The sequence below is a fragment of the Leisingera sp. F5 genome (assembly GCF_001593695.1).
This window is the reverse complement of sequence record NZ_LUKH01000224.1, coordinates 1-3,581: the sequence shown is the minus strand read 5'-3', so window position 1 is coordinate 3,581 and position 3,581 is coordinate 1. Positions and strand designations below refer to the sequence as shown.

At 64.3% G+C, this 3,581-nt stretch carries 6 protein-coding genes; 2 read left to right on the top strand and 4 right to left on the bottom strand.

Annotated elements, in window-relative coordinates; all coding sequences use genetic code 11:
• Positions 1-632: UDP binding domain-containing protein (locus A2I95_RS27810; RefSeq protein ID WP_291735128.1), on the top strand; the 632-nt coding region annotated here is incomplete at its 5' end.
• 186 nt (positions 633-818) lie between these two features.
• Complete coding sequence (locus A2I95_RS27805) at positions 819-1,253, top strand: GFA family protein (protein WP_291735126.1); 435 nt, start codon at positions 819-821, stop codon at positions 1,251-1,253.
• 18 nt (positions 1,254-1,271) lie between these two features.
• On the opposite strand, the gene A2I95_RS27800 is transcribed toward A2I95_RS27805, so the two are convergent.
• From A2I95_RS27800 to A2I95_RS27785, 4 genes are all read right to left on the bottom strand, one after another.
• Positions 1,272-1,886, bottom strand: coding sequence for a LysE family translocator (locus A2I95_RS27800; protein WP_291735124.1), 615 nt, complete (start codon positions 1,884-1,886; stop codon positions 1,272-1,274).
• Positions 1,887-1,972: 86 nt separating this feature from the next.
• On the bottom strand, positions 1,973-2,884 hold the full coding sequence (locus A2I95_RS27795; RefSeq protein WP_291735123.1) for a MurR/RpiR family transcriptional regulator: 912 nt from the start codon (positions 2,882-2,884) through the stop codon (positions 1,973-1,975).
• A 61-nt stretch (positions 2,885-2,945) separates the two neighbouring features.
• A complete protein-coding gene (locus tag A2I95_RS27790; protein ID WP_035920607.1) occupies positions 2,946-3,248 on the bottom strand; it encodes a type II toxin-antitoxin system RelE/ParE family toxin in 303 nt (100 codons plus the stop codon).
• The gene (locus A2I95_RS27785) at positions 3,241-3,477 is read right to left on the bottom strand and encodes a type II toxin-antitoxin system ParD family antitoxin (RefSeq protein WP_027260193.1); all 237 of its coding nucleotides are present in this window, start codon (positions 3,475-3,477) and stop codon (positions 3,241-3,243) included. Before A2I95_RS27785 ends, A2I95_RS27790 begins: the two co-directional genes overlap by 8 nt.
• Positions 3,478-3,581 lie beyond the last annotated feature (104 nt).

Sequence of the window (3,581 nt, the reverse complement as noted above, 5' to 3'; positions counted from 1 at the left end):
ACATCAATATCGCGCTGGTGAATGAGCTGGCCAAGATCTTCAACCGGATGGGGATTGATACCCAGGCAGTGCTGGAAGCCGCTGGAACCAAATGGAATTTCCTGCCGTTCCGCCCCGGTCTGGTGGGCGGGCACTGCATCGGGGTGGACCCCTATTACCTGACTCACAAGGCGGAACAGCTGGGCTATCATCCTGAAATCCTGCTGGCGGGCCGGCGGCTGAATGACGGCATGGGTGCTTATGCGGCCGGCGAGATGGTGAAGGCGATGCTGAAACGCGGCCTGCCGGTCGCTGGCGCGCGGGTTCTGGTGATGGGGCTGACGTTCAAGGAGAACTGCCCGGACCTGCGCAACACGCGGGTGATTGATGCGGTGCGCAGCCTTGAGGAATACGGGGTCGCGGTGGATGTGTTTGACCCGCACGCGGACCCGGAGGAAGCGCGTGAAGAATACGGGGTTTCGCTGGTTCCCGCGCCGGAGCAGGGGGCCTATTCCGGGATGGTTCTGGCTGTCGCGCATTCGGAGTTCCGGGAGATGGGAGCGGAAGCGATCCGCGCCTTGGGATCTGATGGCGCGCTGGTCTATGACTTGAAATATGTGCTGGCGCCGGATCAGGCGGATCTGCGGCTTTGATCAAGTGCTAAGGGCAGGCGGCGGCCCGTGGGGCGGCGGCGCCTGCCGTTGCGTTTGCCGCTTTATCCCTGCAGCATACCTCTGACCGCTTGCAGGGCGTGACCTAGAAAAAGCGCCAGCCCGCCCGGACGGGCCGCCGCTTGCCCGGCGCCTGCGGCTTATTTCCGGGCTGTGGGGAGTTTGGTTATGAGTGACGTTCTGGAAGGCCGCTGCCTGTGCGGTGCAGTAAAGATCCTAGTGAAAGGGGCGCATGATCCGCGGCCCGGGGCCTGTCATTGCCGCATGTGCCAGCGCTGGAGCGGCGGGCTGTTTCTGTGTTTCGAAGCGGTTGCTGAGGCCGTTTCGGTTGAAGGGCCGGTAACCCGGTATCAATCCTCGGCCTTTTCGGAACGGGCGTTTTGCAGCACCTGCGGGTCGCATCTGTGGATGCGGGACACGGATGGGGAAAATGAAGGCTATGACCTGATGCCGGGGCTGTTTGAGGCGGCGCTGAGCTGGCCTTTGCGGTCGGAGATTTATACGGACCGGGCGATGGCCGCGGTGCGGCTGGAAGGAAATCACAAACGGGCCACCCGGGACGAATATGAGGCTCAGAACCCGTTCATTGACGGTGATGTCTGAGGGAAAAGGTATCGCCCCTCAGCGGTCCGTGCGCGCCAATGCCAGGCCAAGGCCGGAAGTGATGAACAGCGCGCCGGTCAGCCGGTGGCGCAGGCGGCCCAGCCGGAGGATCGCGGGCCGTGCGGATTGCGCCGAGGCGGCCCAGAGCATGTCGCCTGCGAAGATCACTGCCAAGTAGATCGCCGCTGCGGTGAGCAGGGACGATGATCCTGCACCGGGGGCGACAAACTGCGGCAGGAAAGCCGCGTTGAACAGCAGGGTTTTCGGATTGATGATGGCCAGCAGCAGCCCTTGCCAGAAAATGATGCGCAGCGGTTTGCGGCTGGCCTTGGCCTCTTCCATGCCGGCAAGGCCTTGCCGGCAGGAGCGGACACCCAGATAGAGCAGATAGGTGACCCCGGCCCATTTCAGCCAGAGGAAGGCGGAGGCGGCGAATTCCAGCACGGCGGCCAGCCCCAGCACCACAGCGGCAAGCTGCAGGGCCACGCCTGCGGTGGTGCCAAGCACCGTGACCGCGCCAAGGCGGAAGCCGCGGGCCAGGGTATTGGCGATGATCAGCGCCACATTCGGTCCCGGCACGGCGACCAGCAGCGCGGTTGCGCCCGCAAGCGCCAAAGCCATCATCATATCCATGGCGGGGTTCTCCATCCATTGTGCAGGTACTAGACGCGCGAATGCGGCGGCGGGCAAGCCCTGACAGGCTGCTTCACTCAAGTTCCCTAGCGGCTGACCCGCGGCAGTTTCGGGCCGCTCCAATAGGCGCCGCTGTCTTGGCGCAGGGCGTCGTAGGCTTCGATGCGGCGCAGGGCTTCGGGGCCGGCAGCTTCGATCAGATGGGTAAGCAGGCATTCCAGCACTGCCATGGCGCCGCCGATGGCGCCGAATGGGTGCAGCGAATTGGCAGCCACCGCCAGCACATGATCGGTGCGGATGCCGGGGGCGATGACTTCGCTGTCGGAGATCAGGATCACCTTGGCGCCGCGCTCTGCCGCGAACCGCAGCGCCTGGATGGTGCCGGCGGAATAGGGGGCGAAGGTGAGGGCGATCAGGCAGTCCTCGGGGGTGATTTCCAGCAGATCGTCCAGCGCGGCACCCATGTGGCGCGGGACCAGCTCCAGCCCCGGCAGGGCCATGCGGCCAACGTAGTGGAAGTAATAGGCCAATGCGTAGGAAGAGCGGGCTGCGATGACATAGCTGCGGCGGGCGGAGAGCAGCGTTTCTGTAACAGCCTCAGTGCGTTCCGCGGTCATCAGCCGCAATGACCGCGAGGTGATGTTGAGCTGGTTGCGCGCGGCGGCGGCTTGCAGTGCGCCAGCGGGGCATTGGTCCTGCATCCGGTCGAGCCAATCCTGGCCGAGGTCTACCTCGTGCGTGGTGGTCAGCGCGGCGCGGAAGGGGGCGCGGAAGGCCTCGAACGTGTCATAGCCCAGGTGCTGGGCGAGGCGGACAAAGCCATTGGCGCTGATGCCGGTTTTCTGCGCTGAGACCCGGACGGTATCGAGGCCGAAGTCGCCAGGATTGTCGATCACGTATTTCGCCGCCGCCTTCAGCTTGGGCGGCAGGTGGTCCATCTGATCCTTGAGGTGCTGGATCAGCCGGGCGGTTTTCCGGGGGTCGAGATGCGGGTCCATGCGCCGTATCAGAGCAGATGTGCGGAAAATGGCAAGCGCGGAACGGGTGTTTCGTGTGGTTCTATTCCGAGAGGAAGGCCGTCAGGTCCTGGCGGGCGTGCAGGATGCGGATGATCTCGGGGCGGGAGTTTTCCAGCCGGTAAATCACCAGATGCGCGCCCGAGGGGTGAATACGAACCGGCGGGGTGAATTCGGGACGTTCACGCGCCATTTCCGGGAAATCCGCCAGAAGCTCGAACAGGGCAAAGAGGCTGTCGGCATAGGCATCCGCCTGTGCCTCGCCCAAGCTTTCCAACCCATAGCGCCAGATGGCCGAAAGGTCGGCGCGGGCGGCGGGGCGGATCAGCCAGCGCAGCTCAGCCATTGCGGCGCATAGCGGCCTTGAAGTCCTGTGCTGACAGCCCTTCCGCCGGGCCGCTGGCGAGGCCTGCGTCGATGGCGGATTGCAGTTCACCTATGGCGGCGGTGCGGGCCTGATCGCGGCGGATCAGGTCGCGGACGTAATCGCTGGAATTGGCATAGGTGCCGGTGCGGGCCTGTTCCTCGACCCAGTCTTTCATCTGGTTCGGCAGGGAGACGTTCATGGTGGCCATGGCGGGTTCCTTTCGCTGAAACAGCATATGGCAATCTTTGCCAATCATGCAAGGGGGAGGGTGTGGCGGCGGAATGGCGGGCAGATTGCTACCCAACGCAAAAA